Origin of the sequence: Zoogloea sp. (genome assembly GCF_041911615.1) — a bacterium.
Lineage (GTDB): Bacteria > Pseudomonadota > Gammaproteobacteria > Burkholderiales > Rhodocyclaceae > Zoogloea.
The window spans coordinates 1-22,077 of the sequence record NZ_JAYROR010000074.1; the positions used below are offsets into that span (position 1 = coordinate 1).

Genomic DNA, 22,077 nt, shown 5'->3' on the forward strand with positions numbered 1-22,077 from the left:
GACGCGGCCCCGCCGGCCAGACCGAGCTTGGTCGCGGCGGCCTTGTCGGCCTCGCTGGGCGGCTGCGGCGCGGTCGGCGCGGGGGCGCGGTCGGCAGCCACGTCGGCGCTGGCGGGAAGCGGATTGGTGGTTCGGATGGTCTGGTTCATGGCGATCTCCTTGAGGTTGATGACACGACTTCATCATCGTCCGCGGCCTCCACCCCCGACATCGGCCGCCGCCCGAAAGCGATGTCGGCCAAGACCGACAACCGTGTAGGAAACCCCGGCCAACAGCATCAACTATGCCAATTGGGCGATCCGTGACTTTTCTTACACGCGGATACATCTCCGATGTTGCATCGCACAAACCGGACGCCTAGAATTTGAACCGTCTCCTCCACCCTCCTCCTTTGGTGTGGATTTAACCCGAGTGGCGCTCCCGCCCTCGGGTTTTTCTTTTGGTGCGCGGTTTTTCGACGCCGCCCCGTCCAACTGCGCCAGCGCAAGCAGCGCCATGCAGATCGGGTGCTATCCTCGACAGCTTCGCAACACGCACGGAGCGCAGCCCATGGCCGAGGTCAAGATTTTCCTGTCCACCGTCAGCGCGGAGTTCCGCAGCTACCGCTACACCCTGCGCCACCAGCTCGACCGCCCCAACGTGACGGTCAAGGTGCAGGAGGACTTCATCGCCACCGGCACCGAGACGCTGGACATGCTCGACCAGTACATCCGCGCCTGCGACGTGGTGATCCACCTGGTCGGCGACATGAGCGGCGCGATGGCCCAGGCGCCCTCGGTGGCGGCAATCCGCCAGCTTTACTCCGATTTCGCCACCCGACTGCCGCCGGTGGCCGATTTCGTCGCCGCAGGCGGCCCGGCCATGTCCTACACCCAATGGGAAGCCTGGCTGGCCCTCCACCACGGCAAGCGCCTCATCATCGCCGTGCCCGAGCCCGGCGCCGAACGCGACCCGCACTACATCCTCGACCCGCTCCAGCAGGCCGCCCAGCAGGCGCACCTCGCCCGGCTGGCAAGCATCGAGCGTCATCCCGGCATCCATTTCCGCTCCGCCGACCACTTCGCCGCCGAAGTGTGGCGCTCCGGGCTGTTCGACGTGCTCGTCGACGCCGGCCTCGTCCGCCGGGTGGACCGCCTGCCCTATTCCAGCCTGGGCGAACTCTTCATGGGCCGCGACGCCGACCTCGCCGCCGTGGCCGACCTCCTCGGCCCCACGCCGCGCCAGGCCGAACAGCCCGCCGCCTGCGTGGCCCTGTGGGGCCTGGGCGGCATCGGCAAGACCCGGCTGGCGCTGGAGTACGCCTGGCGCCAGGGCGGCGGCCACCCTGCGCGCCTGCTGGTGGGCGCCGACAGCCCGGCCACCCTGCACGCCAACCTCGCCGCCCTGTGCGCCGCCAGCGCCCTCGACCTGCCCGAACAGCACGCCACCGAAGAAGCCCGCCAGCACGCCGCGGTGCTCGCTTGGCTCAATCGCCACCCCGGCTGGCTGCTGATCCTCGACAACGCCGACGACGAAGCCGCCGCCACGGCCGTCGAAGCCCTGCGCGCCCAGCTCAGCGGCGGCCACATCCTGGTGACGAGCCGCCTGCCCAACTGGAGCGCCGCGATCCACGCGCGCGAAGTGGACGTGCTCGCCCCCGCCGCCGCCGCCGACTTTCTGCTGCTGCGCACCGCGAACCGCCGCAAACCCCAGCCCGACGACGCGGCCCGCGCCGCCGAGCTGGCCCATGAGCTGGGCTACCTCGCCCTGGCCCTCGAGCAGGCCGGCGCCTACATCGCCAAACTGCGCCTCGGCTTCGGCCAGTATCTCGAACGCTGGCAAAGCCAGCGCGACAAGGTGCTTGAGTGGTACGACCCGCGCCTGATGCAATACCCGAAGAGCGTCGCCATCACCTGGCAGACCAGCTTCGACCAATTGAGCGAGCCCGCCCGCCGCCTGCTGCAACGCCTCGCCTGGCTCGCCCCGGCGCCCATTCCCGCAAGCCTGCTGGACGTGCCGATCCCCGACGAGGGCGCCGACCTGCGCGAAGCCTTGATGGAACTGGAAGCCCTCTCGCTGGTGCGCATTTCCGACGACGGCGGGCGTTTCAGCATCCACCGGCTGGTGCAAGCGGTCACCCAGCGCGGGCAGGCCGTCGACCCCGAGCACACCCGGTTGGCTGAAGCGCTTCAGTGGGTCGATGATGCTTTCGTCGGCGAGCCGCAGGACGTGCGTAACTGGCCGACCCTCGATCCCCTCGCCGACCATGCGGCGCCGGTGGCGGAGCATGGCGTGGAGCGTAGCCTCTCCGGCCCAAGTGCCCGACTGCTCGATCAGGCCGGCTCACTCCTCCACGCCAAAGCTCAGTACATCGAAGCCGAACCCCTGATGCGCCGCGCGCTGGCCATTGACGAGGACAGCTTCGGATCCGATCACCCCACCGTCGCCATCCGCCTCAACAACCTGGCCCAACTGCTGCATGCCACCAACCGCCTCGCCGAGGCCGAACCCCTGATGCGCCGCGCGCTGGCCATCCACGAGGCCAGCTTCGGCCCCGATCACCCCGACGTCGCCCGCGATCTCAACAACCTGTCCGGGCTGCTGCAAGACACCAACCGTCTCGCCGAGGCCGAAACCCTGATACGCCGTGCGCTGGCCATCAACGAGGACAGCTTCGGACCCGATCACCCCGACGTCGCCATCCGCCTCCACAATCTGGCTACCCTGCTGTACGACACTAACCGGTCCACAGAGGCCGAACCCCTGATGCGCCGTGCGCTGGCTATCAACGAGGACAGCTTCGGCACTGATCATCCGAGGGTCGCCAACGACCTCAACGACCTAGCCACACTGCTGAGAGCCACCAACCGCCTCGCCGAGTCCGAACCCCTGATGCGCCGCGCGCTGAGTATCGACGAGGCCGGTTTCGGCCCCGATCACCCCACCGTCGCGCGCGATCTCGGCAACCTGTCCTTGCTGCTGCAAGACACCAACCGCCTCGACGAGGCTGAACCCCTGATGCGCCGCGCGCTGGCGATCGGTGAGATCAGCTTCAGCACCGATCACCCAGACGTTGCCACCGACCTCAACAATCTAGCCCAACTGCTGGTAGCCACCAACCGGCCCACCGAGGCCGAACCCCTGATGCGCCGGGCGCTAGGGATCTTCGTCACCAGCTTCGGCGGCGACCACCCGAACAGCCAGACCGTAGGCGACAACTACATCGCCCTCCTCCTCGCCCTCGGCAAAACCGAAGCCGAAATCACCGAAGCCCTCCGTACCCTGCTGACCTGACCCACCCCCTACTCGCAAACCGCCCGAATCCCCGCCGGCACCGCCACCGCCCTGATCTTCGGCGGGTCCACCGACTCCCGCAGCGCGAACACCCGCACCTCGCGCCCTTCCGCCAGCACCGTGTCGCCACGCCGGGCGGTGTGGCGCATCGTGAAGCTCTTGCCGCCCCAGCTGTCCACCCAGCTCTCGATCTCGATGTCCTCGCCGTAGGTGGCGGGGGCGCGGAAGCTGGCCTGGGCGTCCACCAGGGGCGTGCCGATGATGCCGGAGTCGGGCTCGGTGTCGCGCCAGCTGGGCACGCCGCAGGCGGTGAAGAACTCCCGGCTGGCGGTGTCGAACCATCTGAAGTAATTGGAAAAATGCACGATCTGGGCCGGGTCGCAGTCGACGAAGGCGACCCGCAGGCGATGGATGTGGCGTCGCGCCATGAATGTTCTCCTTGATGGGTCTGGCGCCGGGGTTCTTCCGTAACGGCAGAAAAATGCGGCCGCCGGTTGCCCGGCTGGCCGCAGGAACAAGCCGATACCACCCGGCTGCCGCGTCGGTGCTGACCTCAGCGGCCGCCGATCCGCTCGGCGAGTTGCCCCCATTCGGGCTGGAACAGGCCGGCGTCCATCAGCTGCACGTCGCGCATGATCGGCGGGAAGGCCATGTGGGCCACGATGTCGCGCTCGATGTCGATGCCGGGGGCCACCTCGAGCAGTTCCATGCCTTCGGGCGTGAGGCGGAACACCGCGCGCTCGGTGACGTAGAGCACCGTCTGGCCGACGCTGGCGGCGTAGTGGCCGCTGAAGGTGATCTGCTCCACGTGGTCGATGAACTTGCGGCTCTTGCCTTCCTTGACGATCTTCAGCCGCCCGTCCGCGACGCCGATCTCCAGCCCGCCGGCGGTGAAGGTGCCGCAGAACACCACCTTCTTGGCGTTCTGGGTGATGTTGATGAAACCGCCGCAGCCCACCGGGCGGCCGCTGAACTTGCTCACGTTGACGTTGCCGTGGCCGTCGGTCTGGGCCAGGCCCAGGAAGGCCACGTCGATGCCGCCGCCGTCGTAAAAGTCGAACTGGGCCGGCTGCTCCACCACCGCCTCGGCGTTGGAGGCGTGGCCGAAATCCAGCCCGGCGGCCGGCACGCCGCCAATGGGGCCAGTCTCCAGCGTGAGCGCCATCAGGTGCTCGATCTTCTCTTCCGCCGCCACCGCGGCCAGGCCCTCCGGCATGCCGATGCCGAGGTTCACCACCGCGCCGGGCTTGAGCTCCATCGCGGCACGGCGGGCGATGATCTTGCGTTCGTCCAGCGGCAGCGCCTGCATGGCCCGGGTCGGCACCTTGATGTCGCCGGCGTACACCGGGTTGAAGTAGGTGCCCATGGTCTGCAGGTGGTTCTCGGGCCGGCCGATCACGAGGTAGTCCACCAGGATGCCGGGGATCTTCACGTCCTTGGGGTGCAGGGTGCCGTTCTTGACGATGTGCTCCACCTGCACGATGACGATGCCGCCGCTGGCCCGCGCCGCCTGGGCGATGGACAGCGATTCAAGCAGCACGCCCTCGCGGGCCATCGACACGTTGCCGTTCTCGTCGGCAAACGAGCCGCGCAGCAGGGCCACGTCCACCTTGGGGTTGCGGAAGTACAGCCACTCCTCGCCGTCCAGGTGCACCACCTCGACCAGGTCTTCGGTGGCCGAGGCGTTCACCTTGGCGCCCTCGATGCGCGGATCGACGAAGGTTTCGAGCCCCACCTTGGAGAGGAAGCCCGGCCGCCGCCCGGCGATCTGCTTGGGCAGCTGCACCAGCACGCCTTGCGGCAGGTTGTAGGCCTCGATCCTGTTTTCCATGATGAGGCGCATCAGCTCCGGCCCGCCCACGCCGAAGTGGCCGCCGACGATGCGCTTGAGCAGGCCTTCGCGGGCGAAGTGATGGACGCCGCGGTCCTTGCCGTTGCCCACGCCGGTGGCGTGGTACAGGGTGAGATCGCGCGGGTGGCCGGTGGCCTCGAAGGATTCGCGGATCGCCTTCACCGCCTCTTCGGCGAAACCCGCCAGGCCCATGCCGGTGCAGTAAACCGTGGCGCCGTTCTTGACCAGATGCCCCACGTCGGAGGGCGCAATGACTCGTGCCATCGTCGCCCCCTTACTTGGCCGACAGGCGCACGGCGCCGTCGAGGCGGATCACCTCGCCGTTGATCATCACGTTCTCGACGATGGAGCGCACCAGCGCCGCGAACTCGGCCGGCCGGCCCAGGCGCGGCGGGAAGGGCGTCGCCTTGCCCAGCGAATCCTGCACGTCCTGGGGCAGCGCCTCCATCATCGGGGTGAGGAACAGCCCCGGCGCGATGGCATTCACGCGGATGCCCGAGCGGGCCAGCTCGCGGGCGACGGGCAAAGTCATGCCCACCACGCCGGCCTTCGATGCCGCGTAGGCCGCCTGGCCCACCTGGCCTTCAAATGCCGCCACCGAGGCGGTATTGACGATCACGCCCCGCTCGCCTTCAGCGTTGGGTGTGCCCGCGGCCATCGCTGCTGCTGCCAGGCGCACCATGTTGAAGGCGCCCACCAGGTTGATGTTCACCGTGCGGGCAAAGCTCTCCAGCGGATGCGGGCCGTCCTTGCCCAGCACCTTCCAGGCCGGGCCGACCCCGGCGCAGTTGATGAGGCCGTGGAGCGCACCGAAGCGGCTCACCGCCAGATCCACCGCGGCCTTGCCGTCGGCTTCGCTGGTGATGTCGGTCTTGATGAAGGCAACGCGGTCGCCAAGCTGGGCGGCGAGGGTCTCGCCCTTGTCCACGCCCACGTCGGCGATGACGACCTTCGCCCCGCCGGCGTGCAGGTTGCGGACGGTGGCTTAGCCGAGGCCCGAGGCGCCGCCGGTGACGATGAAAACGGAATCCTGAATCTGCATGTGCTGTCTCCTTCCACTGGCCGGCGCGAGGCCGGCGCTGTCATTTTTATCGGTGCGAATTCATGCGCAGCGATGCGTCGAAAACCTTGCGCAGCCCGGCCCTGTCTCCGCGGGCGAATGAAGTCGCCCCTACAAAAGCCAGCGCACCGCCCCCTTGTGGGTGCGAATTCATTCGCACAACACGCGTTGAACGACGGACACGGCGGGGTCGGCCCCAGCGCGCGAAGGTATTCGCCCTCGCGGCGCTCAAGCGCGCTCGACCAGAATCGCCATCCCCTGCCCACCGCCAACACACGCCGAGGCGATGCCGAACTGCTGGTCGTCGAGCTGTAGCTGGCGCGACACGGTGTGGGTGAGGCGCATGCCTGAGGCGCCGAGCGGGTGGCCGATGGCGATGGCGCCGCCGCGGGTGTTGGCGCGGTCGCGGTCGAGGCCCAGTTCGCGTTCGCAGCCGAGGTATTGGGCGCCGAAGGCTTCGTTGATCTCGACGCGGCCCACGTCGCCTAGGGTGAGGCCGGCCTTGGCGAGCACCGCGCGGATCGCCGGCGCGGGGCCGATGCCCATGATCTCGGGCGGCACGCCGGCCGCCGCGCCGCCGACGATGCGGGCCAGGGGCTTGAGGCCGTGGGCGCGCACGTAGTCGCCGGAAGCCACCAGCACCGCGGCGGCGCCATCGACGATGGCCGAGCTGTTGCCGCCGGTCTGCACGCCCTTGAAGGCGGGCTTGAGCTTCTGCAGGGTTTCGAGGCTGGTGGGGCGCACGTGCTCGTCGCGCTCGAACACCGTCTTGCGGTCGGCGAGCTTGAGGAAGCGGCTCTGGTAGCCGTCGAGGGCAAACTCGGCGTTGGTCACCGCGGCCACTTCGTCGGCAAAGTAGCCGGCATCCCACGCGGCGTTGGCGCGGGCGAAGGTCTGGGCGGCGTAGGCATCCACCTCCTCGCGGGTGATGCCGTACTTCTGGGCCACGTTCTCGGCGGTGTTGCCCATGCCCTGGCGGGTGGCCGGGTCGGTGAAGGCTTCCCACAGGAAATCCTTGAACTCGATCTGCCCCATGCGGAAACCGGCGCGGTGGGTGTAGGCCGCCACCGGGTTGCGCGACATGGATTCGGTGCCCACCGCCAGCACCACCTGAGCGCTGCCGAGGGCGATCTGGTTGGCGGCCTGCACGATGGTCTCGAAACCGGTGCCGCAAATCCGCGTGGCGAGCATCGCCGGCGCGGTGGCCGGCACGCCGGCATAAAGGCCGATGTGGCGCGGCAGGTAGTAGGCGTCGAACCCCGCCTGGGCCATGTTGCCGGCCACCACCGACTGCACGTCGGCGGCGGGGATGCCGGAGCGCTCGAACAGCGCCCGGGCGGCGAAGATGCCCAGGTCGATGGGGTTCACGTCGCGCAGCACGCTGTTGTAGTCGGCAAAGGGCGTGCGGGCGCCGGCGACGAGGTAGATGTCGTCGTAACGGGTGACCAGCGCGGCGGCGGCAAAATCTTCGTAAGCCATGGGCTTAACCTTTCTTCCGGTTGAGGAATTCCTGCATGCGGCGGTTGGCTTCGTCGCTGCTCTGGGCGATCGCGGCCGCGAGGGATTCGGTGTAGAGGCCGTTGGCCATGGACATGTCGCCGATGTTGGCGACAGCGGTGATCGACGCCCAGTTGGAGAGCGGCGCGTTGGTGGCGATCTGGCGGGCGAGCTTCATGGCCTCGGCCAGCGCCTCGCCTTCTTCGACGAGGTAGTGCGACAGGCCGAGGCGGTAGCCGTCTTCGGCGTTGTAGCGGCGGCCGGTGAGCATCATCTCGGTCATGCGGTCGGGGCCGATGATCTTGGAGACGCGCACCGAGGCGCCGCCGCCCACGAAGATGCCGCGCTGGCCTTCCGGCAGCTGGTAGAAGGTCGTCTTGTCGGCCACGCGGACGTGGGTGCTGGTGGCGAGCTCGAGCCCGCCGCCCACCACCGCGCCGTGCAGCGCCGACACCACCGGCCGGCCGCCGAACTGGATCTTCTGGAAGACCCGGTGCCACCACTGGGAGTGCTGCAGCACCTCGAAGGGCGAGCGGATCTGGTGTTCCGACAGGTCCAGCCCGGCCGAGAAGTGCGCGCCCTCGCCGGACAGCACCACCACCGTGGCGTCGGCGCCGAGGCTGTCGAAGCAGGCTTCCAGATCCTCCAGCAGGCCGTTATTCACCGCGTTGCGCTTGGCCGGCCGGTTGAGCCGGATGTGGGCGATGCTGTCTTCGAGGGTGACCAGGATGTTTTCGTAGTTCATGCTCTTTCCTTGTTGTGGCACGCGGGGGTGCTGTTCTCCCGGTTCGTGCGTGTTGCTCTTCAGGCTGCCCCGGCCGGCAGGATCACGCTGTGGTCCGGCTCGTCGGCGTGCAGGCGCAGCACCAGATCGGCACGGCGCGTCAGCACGAGGCGCTGGTTGATGTAGCCCTTGTCGGTGATCTCCCCGGCGTCGATGGAGGGCGGCTCCACCAGCAGCATCGCCCGCGCCGCCGAGCCCGCCGAACCGCCACCTTCCTTCTTGAGCCGCGCGAGGCCGCGGGCGACCATCGCGCGCACCGAGGGCTGGTGCAGCAGTTCTTCCACCGACGCATCCGGCGGCAGGTTGGCGGAGAGCTTTCGCAGCTCGGGGATGTTGGGGAAGATCAGGAAGCCGATCTCGTCGCGGTCGTGGCCGGTGACCACGATGTCCTGAGCCACCGGCACCAGGGCGTCGAGGCCCTTCATGCGCAGCGCGCCCACATGCACCCAGGTGCCGGTGACGAGCTTGAAGTCCTCGCCCACGCGACCGTCGAAGAGCAGGCCCTTCTGGGGCTTGGTGGGGTCGACGAACTCGACCGCGTCGCCGATCTTGTAGAAGCCTTCCTCGTCGAAGGCGGCCTTCGACAGCTCGGGCAGCTTCCAGTAGCCGGGCATCACGTTGTGGCCGCGCACCCGCACTTCCATCTTGTCGGCGGACGGCACCAGCTTGAGCTCGGTGCCGGGGATGGGGATGCCGATCACGCCGGAGCGCTCCGGCGCGAAGTGGCTGTCGGTGCATAGCGGCGCGGTTTCCGTCGAACCCCAGCCCGACACCAGCGGCACCTGGAAGCCCAGGGTCTCCAGTGACAGGCGGTTGAGCTCGTCGTACAAGTGCTGGGGCAGCGCGGCGGCGGCGTAGAAGATCACCTGCAGGTTCTTGAAGAAGGCTTCCCGCAGGCCGGCGTCCTCGTGGAGCGCCGACACCAGCATGTCGAAGCCCCGCGGCACGTTGAGATACACCGTGGGCGACACTTCGCGCAGGTTCTTCAGGCTGGTCTCGAACACGCCCGGCACCGGCTTGCCGGCGTCGAGGTAAAGGGTGCCGCCGTTACGCAGCACCATGTTGAAGTTGTGATTGCTGCCGAAGGTGTGGCTCCAGGGCAGCCAATCCACGATCACCGGCGGCTCGGCTTCGAGGAAGGGCCAGATCTGCGCCTTGGCCTGCTGGTTGGAGCAGATCATGTGCTGGGTGTTGATGACCGCCTTCGGCGCCCCCACGGAGCCCGAGGTGAACAGGAACTTGGCGATGGTCTCGCCATTGACCTGGGCGTAGGCGGCATCCACCGCCCCCGCGTCGGTGCGTTCGAGCAGCGCGGAAAACGGCACCGCGGGCACCGCCCCCTCGCCCGGGCCACCGGCCGTGCCGGCCACCACCACCCCGTCGTGGAGCGGCGCGATGGCCGCCAGCGCCTGGGCAAAGCGGGCGTGGTGCTCGACGAAGATCACCCCCGGCCGGATGTGCTCGATATTGCTCTTGAGCTTGGCGAAATCCTTCGACACCAGCGAATACGCCTGGGAGATCGCCGATATCGGCACCCCAACGTGCATCGCCGCCAGCATCAAAATGGCGTGCTCGACGCTGTTGTCGGAGAGCACCACCACCGGGCGCTCGGCCGACAGCCGTTGCCCGAGCAGCCAGGTGGCCGCGGCACGCACACGGGCCAGGGCCTCGGCATAGTTCACCCGCACCCATTCGCCATCGAAGCCGCGCTCCGCGATGAAGGTGCGCTCGGGCGCCTCCGCAGCCCAGCGCTCCAGGTGTTCGCCGAGCCGCAGCGGCACGGTGCCGAGCGCCATCGGCGAGCGCAGGATGCGGCTGCCGTCGGCACGGTGCTCCACCGTTACGGTGGCCGGCGCAAAGAGCCGGGCCGGATCACGCATGATCGTCGTCATCGTCCGCGCTCCTTATTTGCCGGAAATGATCTTCCACTCGCCGCCGGTCACGCGCACCAGCACCCGGGCGCGCTCGTCGAGACCGAAGTGATCGGACGCGCTCATGTTGAACACGCCGTGAGCGCCGGCCACCTCGCGCTCGCTCTCCAGGGCGTCGCGCAGGCCCTTGCGGAAGGCCGGCGTGCCCGGTTTGCCAGCCTTGAGCGCGGCGGGCACGGCCTTCTCGATGAGCTTGTAGGCATCGAAGGCGTAGGCGCCGAAGGACGACACATTGCCCGGGCCGTACTTGGCCTCGTACAGCTTGATGTAATCGAGCGCCGGCTTCTTGGAGGGGTGCGAATCCGGCAACTGGGCCGCCACCGCCACCGGGCCGATGGGCAGGATGCCGCCTTCGACGGCCTTGCCGCCGACCTTCAGGAACTCCTTGTTGGCGGCGGCGTGGGTCTGGTAGATCTGGCCCTTGTAGCCGCGCTCGAACAGCGTGGAATGGGGCAGCGCGGCGGGCGTGCCGGAGCCGGCGATCATCACCGCGTCGGGCTTGGCCGCGACGAGCTTGAGCACCTGGCCGCTCACCGAGGTATCCACCCGGTTGTAGCGCTCCACGGCCACCAGCTTGATGCCGGCCGCGTCGGCGGCGGCAGTGATCTGCTTGAGCCAGTCTTCGCCATACGGGTCGTTGAAGCCGATGAAGCCCAGCGTCTTCACGCCGGTTTCGCGCATGTGGCCCACCAGCGCCTTGGCCATCAGCGAGTTGTGCTGGGGCGCGCGGAACACCCAGGTGTTCTTGGCGGCGGGCAGATCCACCGGACACATGGCGACCTGCGGCGTGGCGGTCTCGTTGGCCACTTCGGCGATCGCCGCGCAGGCCGGGGTGCTGGACGAGCCGACCAGCACATCCACCTCGTCTTCGGTGACGAGCTTGCGGGCGTTCTTGGTGGCCTGGCCGGGGTCGGTGGCGTCGTCCAGCACGATGTAGTTGATCTTCTCGCCGGCGATGGTGGTCGGCAGGATCGCGGAGGTGTTCTTCTCGGGAATCCCGAGGGAGGCCGCCGGGCCGGTGGCCGAGACGGACACGCCGATGTTGATGTCGGCTTGAGCCAGGCCGCTTGCGGCCAGCAGGACGAGGGTGGGCAGTGCGCGACGCTTCATCATGATCTTGTCTCCTCCGTGGGTTCGAGCCCGTTTGTTTGTATCAGATATGAGATTTTGAACGGCGAGACAAATATACTTTAGAATATCTCGCGGATGCAATAGATCGTATTTGATATTTCGGAGGAGACCATGAATCACTACCACGCCCCCCTGCGCGACATGCGCTTCGTGATCCACGAACTCGTCGGCAGCGCCCCGATCTGCGCGCTGCCCGCCTACGCCGACTGCGACGCCGGCCTGATCGACGCAGTGCTCGACGAAGCCGGCCGCTTCGCCGGCGAGGTGCTCTCGCCCCTCAACCCGGTGGGCGACCGGGACGGCGCCCGCTGGCAGACCGGCGCCGACGGCAAGGGCGAAGTGCTTACCGCCGCCGGCTTTGCCGATGCCTACCGGCACTTTGCCGACGGCGGCTGGATGGCGCTGCCCTGCCCGCCCGACTTTGGCGGCCAGGGCCTGCCGCGCCTGCTGGCGGTGGCAGTGAGCGAGATGTGGAAGTCGGCCAACCTGTCGTTCTCCCATGTGGTGACGCTCACCCACGGTGCCATCGAGGCGCTGACCATCGCCGGCTCCGACGCGATGAAGGCCACCTGGCTGCCGAAGCTCGTCTCCGGCGAATGGACCGGCACCATGAACATCACCGAGCCCCAGGCCGGCTCGGACCTCGCCGCCATCAACTGCAAGGCCGTGCCGCAGCCGGACGGCAGCTACCGCATCAGCGGCCAGAAGATCTTCATCACCTACGGCGACCACGACATGGCCGCCAACATCGTGCATCTGGTGCTAGCCCGCACGCCGGACGCCCCGCCGGGGGTCAAGGGCCTGTCGCTGTTCATCGTGCCCAAGTTCATCCTCGATGCGGACGGCAATCCGGGCGAGCACAACGACGTGTATTGCACGTCCATCGAGCACAAGCTGGGCGTGCATGGCAGCCCCACCACCACGCTCGTGCACGGCGACCACGGCGGCTCCACGGGCTACCTGATCGGCGCGCTCGGCCGCGGGCTGGAAATCATGTTCGTGATGATGAACTCGGCGCGGCTGTCGGTGGGCACCGAGGGCCTGGGCGTCGCCCAGCGGGCCTGGCAGCTGGCGTCGGAATACGCGAAGGAGCGCGTCCAGGGCGCCGACGTGACCCAGAAGGGCGGCAAGCCGGTGGCCATCGTGCGCCACCCGGACGTGCGCCGGATGCTGATGACGCAGCGCGCCCACACCGAAGCGATCCGCGCGCTGGCCTACAGCGTGGCGGCGCTGCAGGACGTGGCCCACCAGTCGCCCGATCCGGAAGCCCGCGCCGCCGCCCACCGCCGCGTCGAATTGCTGACCCCGGTGCTCAAGGGCTGGAGCACCGAGAGCGCGGTAGAGCTCACCTCCCTGGCGATCCAGGTTTTCGGTGGCATGGGCTTCGTCGAGGAGACCGGCATCGCCCAGTACATGCGCGACGCTCGCATCACCCCAATCTACGAGGGCACCACGGCGATCCAGGCGGCGGACCTCGCCGGCCGCAAGCTCGCCCGCGACGGCGGCGCCGTGCTCGCCGCGCTGCTGGCCGACATGCGCGCCGATCAAAGCGCCCTCGCCACCACCTACGATGCGAACCTCGCCGTCATCGCCGCCCGCCTGGGCGCCGGGCTGGACGACCTGGAAGCCGCCGCCAGCGCCATCATCGCGCGCATGGGCAGCCCCCCCGCCGCCGCACTGACGGTGGCCGAGCCCTTCCTCAAGCTCGCCGGCACGGTGATCGGCGGCTGGCTGCTGGCCAGGGCCGCGAAGCTCGCCCACGAAGCCATCGCCGCCGGCAGCAGCGACCCGTTCTACGTCGAAAAGCTCGCCTCGGCGCGCTTCTACACCGACCACCTACTGCCCCGCAGCAGCGGCCTGCGCATCACCGTCGAATCCGACAACAGCCTGCTGCTGGGGCTGCCGGACGAAGCGTTCTGAGCGGCCAGCCGGCGCGGCCCGTTCAACGGGTCGCGCCGGCCCGGGCAAGGCGGCATGGCCGGCGGCCGAGGATGGCGCGCACCCGCAGCGAACGTGTTGACAGGCGACCGAGGGTCATGGAGACCCTCACCCTGGGGGATATTGAGTCGGCGCCGCCTGAAAATCAGGCACTGGCGGGTCGTCGCAACGCCTCCGCCGCTTCGGCCCATCCACCAGAGCGTGCGCGGGCTGCGCCTCAGGCGCCCATCTGCCCCGCAATGCGCGCCACCACCTCGTCCACGGAGCGCTGCGTGGTGTCCACGTCGAAGGCGGCCATGCGGTAGAGGTGATCGCGGGCCTCGAGGGTGCGGTGGATGTTGTCCATCGCCTCGCGGTAGAGGGCCGGCTTGGCGATGCGGATGTCGTGCTGGTCCATCACCCGACGAAAGTGGGTGTCGGGCTCGGCGTGGAGCCACACGGTGAAGAAGGCGTTGAGCAGGATCTCGTAGGTGAGCGGCTCGGCGACGATGCCACCGCCGGTGGCGAGCACCACCTGCGGATGCTTCGCCACCACCTGCTCGAGGCAGCGCCGCTCGAGGTTTCGGTAGCCCGACTGGCCGTAAAGCGTAATGATCTCCTGCAGACTGAGGCCGGCCTCCTGCTCCACCTCGCGGTTGAGCTCGACGAAGGGCCGGCCGAGGCGTTCGGCCAGGGCCTGCCCGACGGTGGATTTGCCGGCGCCGCGCAGGCCGATGAGCACGATGCGATCCTTGCGCAGGCCATCGGTCGGCTGATAGTCGGCGAAGATCTGCTCGCGGATGCGCGCCAGGTTGCCGACCGGCTGACGCTTCAGGAACTCGACGATCAGGTTGAAATCGCCGGTGCGGGCGTCCTCGTCGGCAAAGAGGCTGGCCACGGGCTGGTTGAGCGCCTTGGCCACCTTGCCGAGCACCACCACCGAGACATTACCCTGGGCGCTTTCCATCCGCGCGAGGTGGGGCAACGACACGCCGGACTGCTCGGCGAGATTCTTGCGCGTCATGCCCCGCTGGCCGCGGAAGTGGCGGATGTTGCGGGACAGCCTCGCCAGCAGCGCCGCCGAATCCGCATCGAGCCCGCCTGCCTGGGCGTCCGCCTGGGCTTCCTTTTCGTCCTGTTCCGCTTCCACGCTGCTGCCTGCCATGAGTACGCAATCGCGCATTTTAGCGTCTGGCAGCCCCCGCCCCAACGATTCCGGTCAAGTCGCCAGCATGTCCTGGTGCTTGCTGCCGAAGCCCAGGTAGGCCTCGACCACCCGCGGATCGTCGGCCAGATCGGACGCCTTGCCTTCCATCGCCACCGCGCCCATCTCCAGCACGTAGGCGTAGTCGGCCACCTGCAGCGCGGCGCGGGCGTTCTGCTCCACCAGCAGGATCGACACGCCCCGCTCGCGCAAGGCGGCGATGATGCGGAAGATCTCCCGCACGATCAGCGGCGCGAGGCCCAGGCTGGGTTCGTCGAGCATCAGCAGCTTGGGCTTGCCCATCAGCGCGCGGCCGATGGCGAGCATCTGGCGCTCGCCGCCGGACATCGTCGCCGCCGCCTGGGTGCGCCGCTCCTTGAGGCGCGGGAAGAGCTCGAAAACCTCGTCCATCGTCTTCGCCTGATCCCGGTGGCCCTGCCGGTAGCGCTGGAAGGCGCCCAGCAGCAGGTTGTCCTCGACGCTCATCTCGCCAAACAGATCGCGCTTCTCGGGCACCAAGGCGAGGCCCTGGATCACCCGCTTTTCCACGTTCGGCCGGCGCTGGGCGTGGCCGTCGAAGACGATGCGCCCGGACGACGGCATCAGCCCCATGATCGCCGCGAGGCTGGTGGTCTTGCCGGCGCCGTTGGGGCCGATCACCGTGACGATCTGGCCGGCGCCAACCTTGAGGCTGACCTCATGCACCGCCTCGACCTTGCCATAATTGACCCGCAGGTCCTGCACTTCGAGCAGCGTGCTCATTCCACACCCCCCAGGTAAGCCGCGAGCACACGCTCGTTCTGCTGGATTTCCTCCGGCAGGCCCTCGGCGATCTTCTCGCCAAACTCCATCACCACGATCCGATCGACCAGCCCCATCACGAAATCCATGTCGTGCTCGACCAGCAGGATCGCCACGCCTTCGGCCTTGAGCTTCTTCAGCAGCTCGCCCAGCGCCTCCTTCTCCTTGAAGCGCAGGCCGGCGGCGGGCTCGTCCAGCAGCAGCAGGCAGGGGTCGGCGGCCAGCGCCCGGGCGATCTCGACGATGCGCTGCTGGCCCAGGGCCAGGGAGCCGGCCTCGTCGTGCATGTGAGCCTCCAGCCCCACCCGGCGGATCTGCCGGGCGGCCTCGGCCAGCAGGCGTTCCTCTTCCTTGCGGTCGAGGCGCCAGGCGGCGGGGAACACGCCGGTCGAACCGCGCAGATGGGTGCCGATGGCGACGTTCTCCAGCACGCTCATCCGCGGCAGCAGGCGCACGTGCTGGAAGCTGCGGCTCATCCCGAGGCGGGCGATCTCGCGGGCGTCATGCCCCGCCACCGCCTTGCCATTGAAGACGATCTCGCCCGAGGTGGGCGTATCGACGCCGGAGATCTGGTTGAACATGGTGCTCTTGCCGGCGCCGTTGGGGCCGATCAGCGCCAGGATTTCGCCGGCCTTCACGCTGAAGTTCATGGCGTTGTTGGCGACGAGGCCGCCGAACTTGCGGGTGACGTCCTTCACCTCGAGGATCGTCTCGCCGCGGGTCGGCATCGTCCGCCGGGCGAGCGGTGCGGCCGCTTCCGACACCGCCTTGGGCGCGGCCTTGACCCGCAGCACGCGCATCACCGCCGGCCACAGGCCTTCCCGCGCCCGGTGCAGGATCAGCAGCAGCAACATGCCGAAGATGATGATCTCGAAGTTGCCCGAATGGCCGAACACCCGCGGCAGGAAATCCTGCAGCCACTGGTTGAGCAGCGTCACCAGCCCGGCGCCGACCACCGCGCCCCACACGTAGCCGGCACCGCCCACCACCGCCATGAAGAGATATTCGATGCCGTGGTGCAGGCCAAAGGGCGACGGATTCACCAGCCGCTGCATGTGGGCGTACAGCCAGCCGGCCGCCGCCGCGTGCAGCGCCGCGATCACGAAGATCACGATGCGCGAGCGGGAGGTATCCACACCCATCGCCTCGGCCATCACCACGCCGCCCTTCAGCGCGCGGATCGCCCGCCCCTCGCGGGAGTCCAGCAGGTTCTGGGTGGTCACCACCGCCGCCAGCACGAAGGCCCAGATCAGATAGTAGATCTCGTGGCCCTCGTCCAGCGCCCAGCTGCCGATGCGGATCGGCGGCAGGCCCGAGATGCCGCTCTGGGCGCCCAAAATGTCCAGCGTGCCGAACAGAAAGTACAGGCTGATGCCCCAGGCGATGGTGCCCAGCGGCAGGTAATGACCGGACAGGCGCAGCGTGAGCGAGCCCAGCAGCAGCGCGATGAGCCCGGTGATCGCGAGCCCCACGCCCAGCGCCAGCCACGGCGACGCACCGGCCCAGGCAATCCAGCCCGGCAGGCTGGTGGACGTGGTGAGCACCGCGGTGGTGTAGGCACCCACGCCCACAAAAGCCGCCTGCCCGAAGCTGGTGAGCCCGCCCACGCCGGTGAGCAGCACCAGCCCCACGGCCACCAGCGCAGAGATGCCGATGTAGTTGAGCAGGGTGACGTAATAGGCCGGCAGCAGCGCCGGCGCCACGGCCAGCACGGCGACCACCGCCAGCAGCCGCAGGGCGTGCTTCATCGGGCTGGCTTCCCGTTGCGGGGTGAGCAGTTGCGTTGCGGTGTTCATTCCTCGTCCTCCACGTGATGACTGTTGAAGGAGCGCCACAGCAGCACCGGGATGATCAGCGTGAACACCAGCACCTCCTTGAACGCGCTCGCCCAGAACGACGAGAAGGATTCCAGCAGGCCCACCAGCACCGCGCCGGCCGCCGCCAGCGGATAGCTCGCCAGCCCGCCGATGATCGCGGCCACGAAGCCCTTCAGGCCGATCAGGAAACCCGTGTCGTAGTAGATCGTAGTGATCGGCCCGATCAAGAGACCCGAGAAGGTGCCCAGCAGCGCCGCCAGCAGAAAGGTGAGCTTGCCCGCCACCACCGGCGAGATGCCCATCAGCTTGGCGCCGGACTGATTCACCGCCGTCGCCCGCAGCGCCTTGCCGTACAGCGTTCGGGCGAAGAAGGCGTACAGCCCGACGATGAAGGCCAGCGAGCAGCCCAGCACCCACAGGGTCTGGGCGTTCACCGAAAACTCGCCGAAGGAGAGGCTGCCCTCCGAGAACGGCGCGGTGCGCACGCCCTCGGCGCCGAAGAACACCAGCCCGAGGCCGGTGAGGATCAGATGCACCGCCACCGAGGCGATCAGGAGCACCAGCACGCTGGTGTCGGCGATCGGCTGGTAGGCGATGCGGTAGATCATCGGCCCCAGCGGCACGAGGATCGCCAGGGTGAGGGCGATCTGCGCCAGCATCGGCAGCCCGCCGCAATCAACGCCATGCAGCAGCCCGGCCAGCGCCAGCGGGTAGGCGAGGTTCCAGCCGACGAGCCCGCCGACGCCCTCGAAATCGCGGTCGCGCAGGCGGCCGATCAGGTCGAGCACCGCCACGAAGGCGCCCATCGCCACCAGCAGCCACACGGTGGCCGGCACCTTGCCGGCCTGCAGCGCCGCCAGGGTGAGCGCCCCGAAGGCGACGAACTCGCCCTGGGGAATGAAGATCACCCGCGTGACCGAGAAGACGAGGACCAGGGCCAGCGCCAGCAGGGCGTAAATCGCCCCGCCGGTCACCCCGTCCTGCCCGAGTATCAAAACGATTCCTGCATCCAAAGCCGAATCCTCTCCGTTCAAAATATGAACCCAGGCCGCATCTGATATTTGATATTTGCGGCACCCAATCCTCCATATAAAATACTTTATCTGATATCACAGGCTTTGAACAAATCTTTTTTGATACCTTTTCTTGCGCCGAGCCGTCATCCGCACAAAAAAACGGCCACCTGAATTCAGGTGGCCGTTGCGTGGCGGACGTACCCGCCGGACGTAGCTGGAGGGGTGGAGGCGCTTTCAGCCCCGGTACGGCCCGGCCCCCAGGCCGATGGGCGTCGGCGCGGCGGCGACGAGCTTCGAGAACACGTCGGCAAAGTCTTCCGGCTTGCCGCGGGTGCCGCTCATCGGGTCGCGCTCGCCCGTGAAGACGCGATTCACCTCGGCCCAGTCCTCGGGCGTGAGCACGCGCAGGGCGAGCGGAATCGCCTCGCGCTCCTCGAGCATCATGTGGGTGCGGTAGAACTCGGCGTAGGCGTCGAAGGCGGCGGCAAAATCGGCCAGCCGGGACGGATCGGCCACATAGGCGGCAAGCGCTGCCTCGAGACGTCCGATGCGCTCGCCGGCGGCCTGGTGCTGGGCGTCGAGGGCGGCCAGGGCGGCGGCGCCCTCGCTGCTGCGCGCCTTGATCCGCGCGAACAGGACATCCTCCTTGGGATGGTGGCGCTTCTCGGGATAGGCGTCGAGGTAATGGATCATCGCCTCGAACAGCTTCAGATCGGGCTGCAGGCGGCCGGCGACCACCTCCTTGAGCATGAAGCGCACGGCGTGGAGGATGGCGGCGAGGGACTGATGTTCGTCGCCGAGGATGCGAAGGGCTTCCATCGGAAGGTTTCTCCTGAATCGGGGCAAGGCGGCGGGCCGCCTCGCCGCCGACGACCGCTTCGTCGCCAACATCCTGGCGCGCACCCGCGACAGCGGCTACGCCAGCAACGACGGCGAGTGGACCTCCCAGCGCAAGGTCGGCGCGCTGGCCCTGCCGATCCGCCTGCGCGGCCTGCCGGTGGGCTCGGTCAATATCGTCTACCTGAACCGCGCGGTCCCCCTGAAGGAAGCCACCAGCCGCTACCTGCCCGCCCTGCGCCAGGCCGTGGACCGCATCGAAGCCCAGCTCGGCGCCGCCGACGCGGCACCGGCAACGCCCGATCCGGGCCTGGACTGAACGCGCCGGCGACACCGCACCGATGGGGACCACGTCACGAACCGCTGCAACACGCGGGGCGTATAAGGGAATCTACGCGGTGATGCACCGCAACAATAGTGCTAGTCTCCCGTTTGCCGCACTTTCTACGCCAAGCGAGAAACACCATGAGTGAAGTCGATCTGAAGAAATTCTTCCTCGAACAGGTGCCCCTGTTCGCCAGTTTCCCGGCCGACAAGGTGGACGCCATCGTCCGGCAGTCCCAGCTCACCACCTACGAGGGCAACGAGGCGATCCTCGAAACCGGCGACGAAGCCCGCAACATGGGCATCGTCATCACCGGCCACGCCGAAATCTCGGTCACCGACAACACCGGCACCCGCACCGTCATCAGCCAACTCGGCCCGGGCGACGTGTTCGGCGTGATGTCCACCCTCACCGGCGACCGCATCACCGCCGACGTCATTGCCGGCAACCGCTGCTACGTGCTGCTGATTCCCCAGAACGTCTACGCCAGCCACATCCTCACCAACCCGAAGGCCGTGGCTTACCTGTCGCACAAGCTGCTCGACCGCGTGCGCGTGCTGTCGGCCGAGATCGTCGGCGGGCAGACCGGCGCACCCGCCGCCAGCGCCGACGACCCCTACGCCCTGTCGCTGCACACCGACGCCCCGGGCAAGGTGCTGGCACTGAACATCGGCATCAGTCAGATCCACTTCGGCATCTACGACACCCACGACCTGGGCTCCGACATCCACGGCATCATCGACAACGCCGACCCCGCCGTCGCGCGCATCCGCGTCACCGTCGGCACCCAGAGCCGCAGCGCCGAGCGCGACCCGTTCCCGCTCACCGAGCTGTTCCGGGTGATGGCCGAATCCACCCGCCTGCTCGGCGACGCCTTCGAACTGCACCTGCAGGACGTCACCGCCGTCGGCCACCGGGTCGTCCATGGCGGCAGCAAGTTCGCCAGCTCGGTGGTCATCACCCCCACCGTGATCGCCGACATCGAAGCCCTGTCGGTGTTCGCCCCGCTGCACAACCCGGTCAACGTCGAAGGCATCCGCGAGGCCATGCGCCAGCTGCCGAACGTGCCCCACGTGGCCGTCTTCGACACCGCCTTCCACCAGACCCTGCCGCCCTACGCCTACCTCTACGGCCTGCCCTACGAGCTCTACAAGCAGGACGGCATCCGCCGCTACGGTTTCCACGGCAGCTCCCACCGCTACGTGTCGCTGAAGGCCGCCGAAGTGCTGGGGCGCCCGCTGGGCGAACTCGAGATCGTCTCCTGCCACCTGGGCATCGGCGCCTCCCTGTGCGCCATCGACCACGGCCGCTCGGTGGACACCACGATGGGCATGACGCCCACCGACGGCCTCATCATGCCCAGCCGCTCCGGCAGCATCGACCCGGCGGTCATGATCCACCTGATGCAGCAGCACGGCATGTCGGCCGACCAGCTCGCCACGCTCATCAACACCAGCAGTGGCCTCAAGGGCATCTCCGGCATCTCCAGCGACATCCACGACATCGAAGCCGCCGCCAGCAACGGCCACCACCGCGCCCTACTCGCCCACAAGGCTTTCTGCTACCAGGTGCGCAAGAACATCGGCGCCTACGTCGCGGCGATGGGCGGCATCGACGTGCTGGCCTTCACCGGCGACGTGGGCGAGACCAGCGCCGCCGTGCGCAGCCTGGCCTGCCAGGGCCTCGGCTACATGGGCATCAAGCTCGACGAGGAAAAGAACCGCAACCTCGAACGCATCGACGACTTCGCCATCGTCTCCGCCGACGACTCACCGGTGAAGATCCTCGTCATCGCCAACGACGACGAACGCCTCGTCGCCTGGGAAGCCCTGCGCGCCATCGAACGCAACGACCTGCTCCTCGAAATGCGCGAGGCCCAGGCCGAAGCCCCGATCCCCATCGAGATCTCGGCCCACCACGTGCACCTCTCGCAGGCCGACGTGGACAAGCTGTTCGGCCCCGGCCACCAGCTCACCCCCGAGCACGAACTGTCGCAACCCGGCCAGTTCGCCTGCGCCGAGAAGGTGCACCTCGTCGGCCCCAAGGGGCGCATCGCCAACGTCCGCGTGCTCGGCCCGACCCGCAAGGAAACCCAGGTCGAGATCGCCATGACCGAGCAGTTCAAGGTCGGCATCCAGCCGCCGATCCGCGAATCCGGCGACCTCGCCAACACCCCCGGCATCACCCTCGAAGGCCCGTTCGGCAGCACCACCATCGAACGCGGCGTGATCTGCGCCCAGCGCCACATCCACATGTCGCCCGACGACGCCCTGCGCTTCCGGGTACGCGACAAGTACGTGGTGCGGGTCCGCGTCGAAGGCGAGCGCGAGCTGATCTTCGGCGACGTGGTGGTGCGCGTGAACCCGGCCTACCGCCTGGCCATGCACATCGACACCGACGAAGGCAACGCCGCCAACATCCGCACCGGCATGCTCGGCTACATCGACGAAATCCAGAGCCGGCACTGATCCGCGCCACCCCGTCCGCCGCGGCAAAAAACGCGGACGGGGCCGCCGGCGGGCGGCGGCAAACGCGCCAACGCGGACAGATTTCCTGTCCTCCCACCTGCTCGGCGCGTATAATCCCGCCCTTTCGCTCGACTGCTGCAGCGCAACATTTCTCGATGGGCCTG

Annotated in this window: 15 protein-coding genes and 1 pseudogene; 4 read left to right on the plus strand and 12 right to left on the minus strand. The window is 68.2% G+C overall.

Features of this window, described 5'->3' with window-relative positions:
- Positions 1–549: 549 nt before the first annotated feature.
- On the plus strand, positions 550–3,273 hold the full coding sequence (locus ACE3P2_RS08410) for a tetratricopeptide repeat protein (RefSeq protein ID WP_374263351.1): 2,724 nt from the start codon (positions 550–552) through the stop codon (positions 3,271–3,273).
- Positions 3,274–3,281: 8 nt separating this feature from the next.
- On the opposite strand, the gene ACE3P2_RS08415 is transcribed toward ACE3P2_RS08410, so the two are convergent.
- The 7 genes and pseudogenes from ACE3P2_RS08415 to ACE3P2_RS08445 all read right to left on the minus strand — a co-directional run bounded on the left by ACE3P2_RS08415 (position 3,282) and on the right by ACE3P2_RS08445 (position 11,507).
- Complete coding sequence (locus ACE3P2_RS08415) at positions 3,282–3,701, minus strand: acyl-CoA thioesterase (protein WP_374263354.1); 420 nt, start codon at positions 3,699–3,701, stop codon at positions 3,282–3,284.
- Between the two features lie 125 nt (positions 3,702–3,826).
- Positions 3,827–5,389, minus strand: a complete 1,563-nt coding sequence (locus ACE3P2_RS08420) for an acyl CoA:acetate/3-ketoacid CoA transferase (RefSeq protein WP_374263356.1) — start codon at positions 5,387–5,389, stop codon at positions 3,827–3,829.
- A gap of 10 nt (positions 5,390–5,399) precedes the next feature.
- Positions 5,400–6,167, minus strand: a pseudogene (locus ACE3P2_RS08425) (3-hydroxyacyl-CoA dehydrogenase).
- A 246-nt stretch (positions 6,168–6,413) separates the two neighbouring features.
- Positions 6,414–7,664 carry a thiolase family protein gene (locus tag ACE3P2_RS08430; protein WP_374263359.1) on the minus strand — a complete coding sequence of 417 codons (1,251 nt, stop codon included), beginning with the start codon at positions 7,662–7,664 and terminating at the stop codon, positions 6,414–6,416.
- Positions 7,665–7,668: 4 nt separating this feature from the next.
- Positions 7,669–8,427 carry a crotonase/enoyl-CoA hydratase family protein gene (locus ACE3P2_RS08435; protein ID WP_374263362.1) on the minus strand — a complete coding sequence of 253 codons (759 nt, stop codon included), beginning with the start codon at positions 8,425–8,427 and terminating at the stop codon, positions 7,669–7,671.
- A 59-nt stretch (positions 8,428–8,486) separates the two neighbouring features.
- Entirely contained in the window at positions 8,487–10,358 is a 1,872-nt protein-coding gene (locus ACE3P2_RS08440) for a feruloyl-CoA synthase (RefSeq protein WP_374263364.1), read from the minus strand.
- Between the two features lie 12 nt (positions 10,359–10,370).
- The gene (locus ACE3P2_RS08445) at positions 10,371–11,507 is read right to left on the minus strand and encodes an ABC transporter substrate-binding protein (protein WP_374263493.1); all 1,137 of its coding nucleotides are present in this window, start codon (positions 11,505–11,507) and stop codon (positions 10,371–10,373) included.
- A 132-nt stretch (positions 11,508–11,639) separates the two neighbouring features.
- Between ACE3P2_RS08445 and ACE3P2_RS08450 the strand changes: the two genes are divergently transcribed.
- Positions 11,640–13,448, plus strand: a complete 1,809-nt coding sequence (locus ACE3P2_RS08450) for an acyl-CoA dehydrogenase (RefSeq protein WP_374263367.1) — start codon at positions 11,640–11,642, stop codon at positions 13,446–13,448.
- 235 nt (positions 13,449–13,683) lie between these two features.
- On the opposite strand, the gene ACE3P2_RS08455 is transcribed toward ACE3P2_RS08450, so the two are convergent.
- The 5 genes from ACE3P2_RS08455 to ACE3P2_RS08475 form a co-directional block, all read right to left on the minus strand.
- Positions 13,684–14,610, minus strand: coding sequence for a helix-turn-helix transcriptional regulator (locus ACE3P2_RS08455; protein WP_374263370.1), 927 nt, complete (start codon positions 14,608–14,610; stop codon positions 13,684–13,686).
- A 54-nt stretch (positions 14,611–14,664) separates the two neighbouring features.
- Entirely contained in the window at positions 14,665–15,411 is a 747-nt protein-coding gene (locus ACE3P2_RS08460) for an ABC transporter ATP-binding protein (RefSeq protein ID WP_374263373.1), read from the minus strand.
- A complete protein-coding gene (locus ACE3P2_RS08465; protein ID WP_374263495.1) occupies positions 15,408–17,198 on the minus strand; it encodes an ATP-binding cassette domain-containing protein in 1,791 nt (596 codons plus the stop codon). The genes ACE3P2_RS08460 and ACE3P2_RS08465 overlap by 4 nt, the downstream gene beginning before the upstream one ends.
- Before the next feature lie 44 nt (positions 17,199–17,242).
- Positions 17,243–18,280, minus strand: a complete 1,038-nt coding sequence (locus ACE3P2_RS08470) for a branched-chain amino acid ABC transporter permease (RefSeq protein ID WP_374263375.1) — start codon at positions 18,278–18,280, stop codon at positions 17,243–17,245.
- A 237-nt stretch (positions 18,281–18,517) separates the two neighbouring features.
- A complete protein-coding gene (locus tag ACE3P2_RS08475) occupies positions 18,518–19,102 on the minus strand; it encodes a hemerythrin domain-containing protein (RefSeq protein WP_374263378.1) in 585 nt (194 codons plus the stop codon).
- On the opposite strand from ACE3P2_RS08475, the gene ACE3P2_RS08480 reads away from it, so the two are divergent.
- Positions 19,086–19,439, plus strand: coding sequence for a hypothetical protein (locus ACE3P2_RS08480; protein WP_374263380.1), 354 nt, complete (start codon positions 19,086–19,088; stop codon positions 19,437–19,439). The two genes, ACE3P2_RS08475 and ACE3P2_RS08480, sit on opposite strands and share 17 nt — an antisense overlap.
- Before the next feature lie 146 nt (positions 19,440–19,585).
- A complete protein-coding gene (locus ACE3P2_RS08485; RefSeq protein ID WP_374263383.1) occupies positions 19,586–21,913 on the plus strand; it encodes an acetate/propionate family kinase in 2,328 nt (775 codons plus the stop codon).
- Positions 21,914–22,077 lie beyond the last annotated feature (164 nt).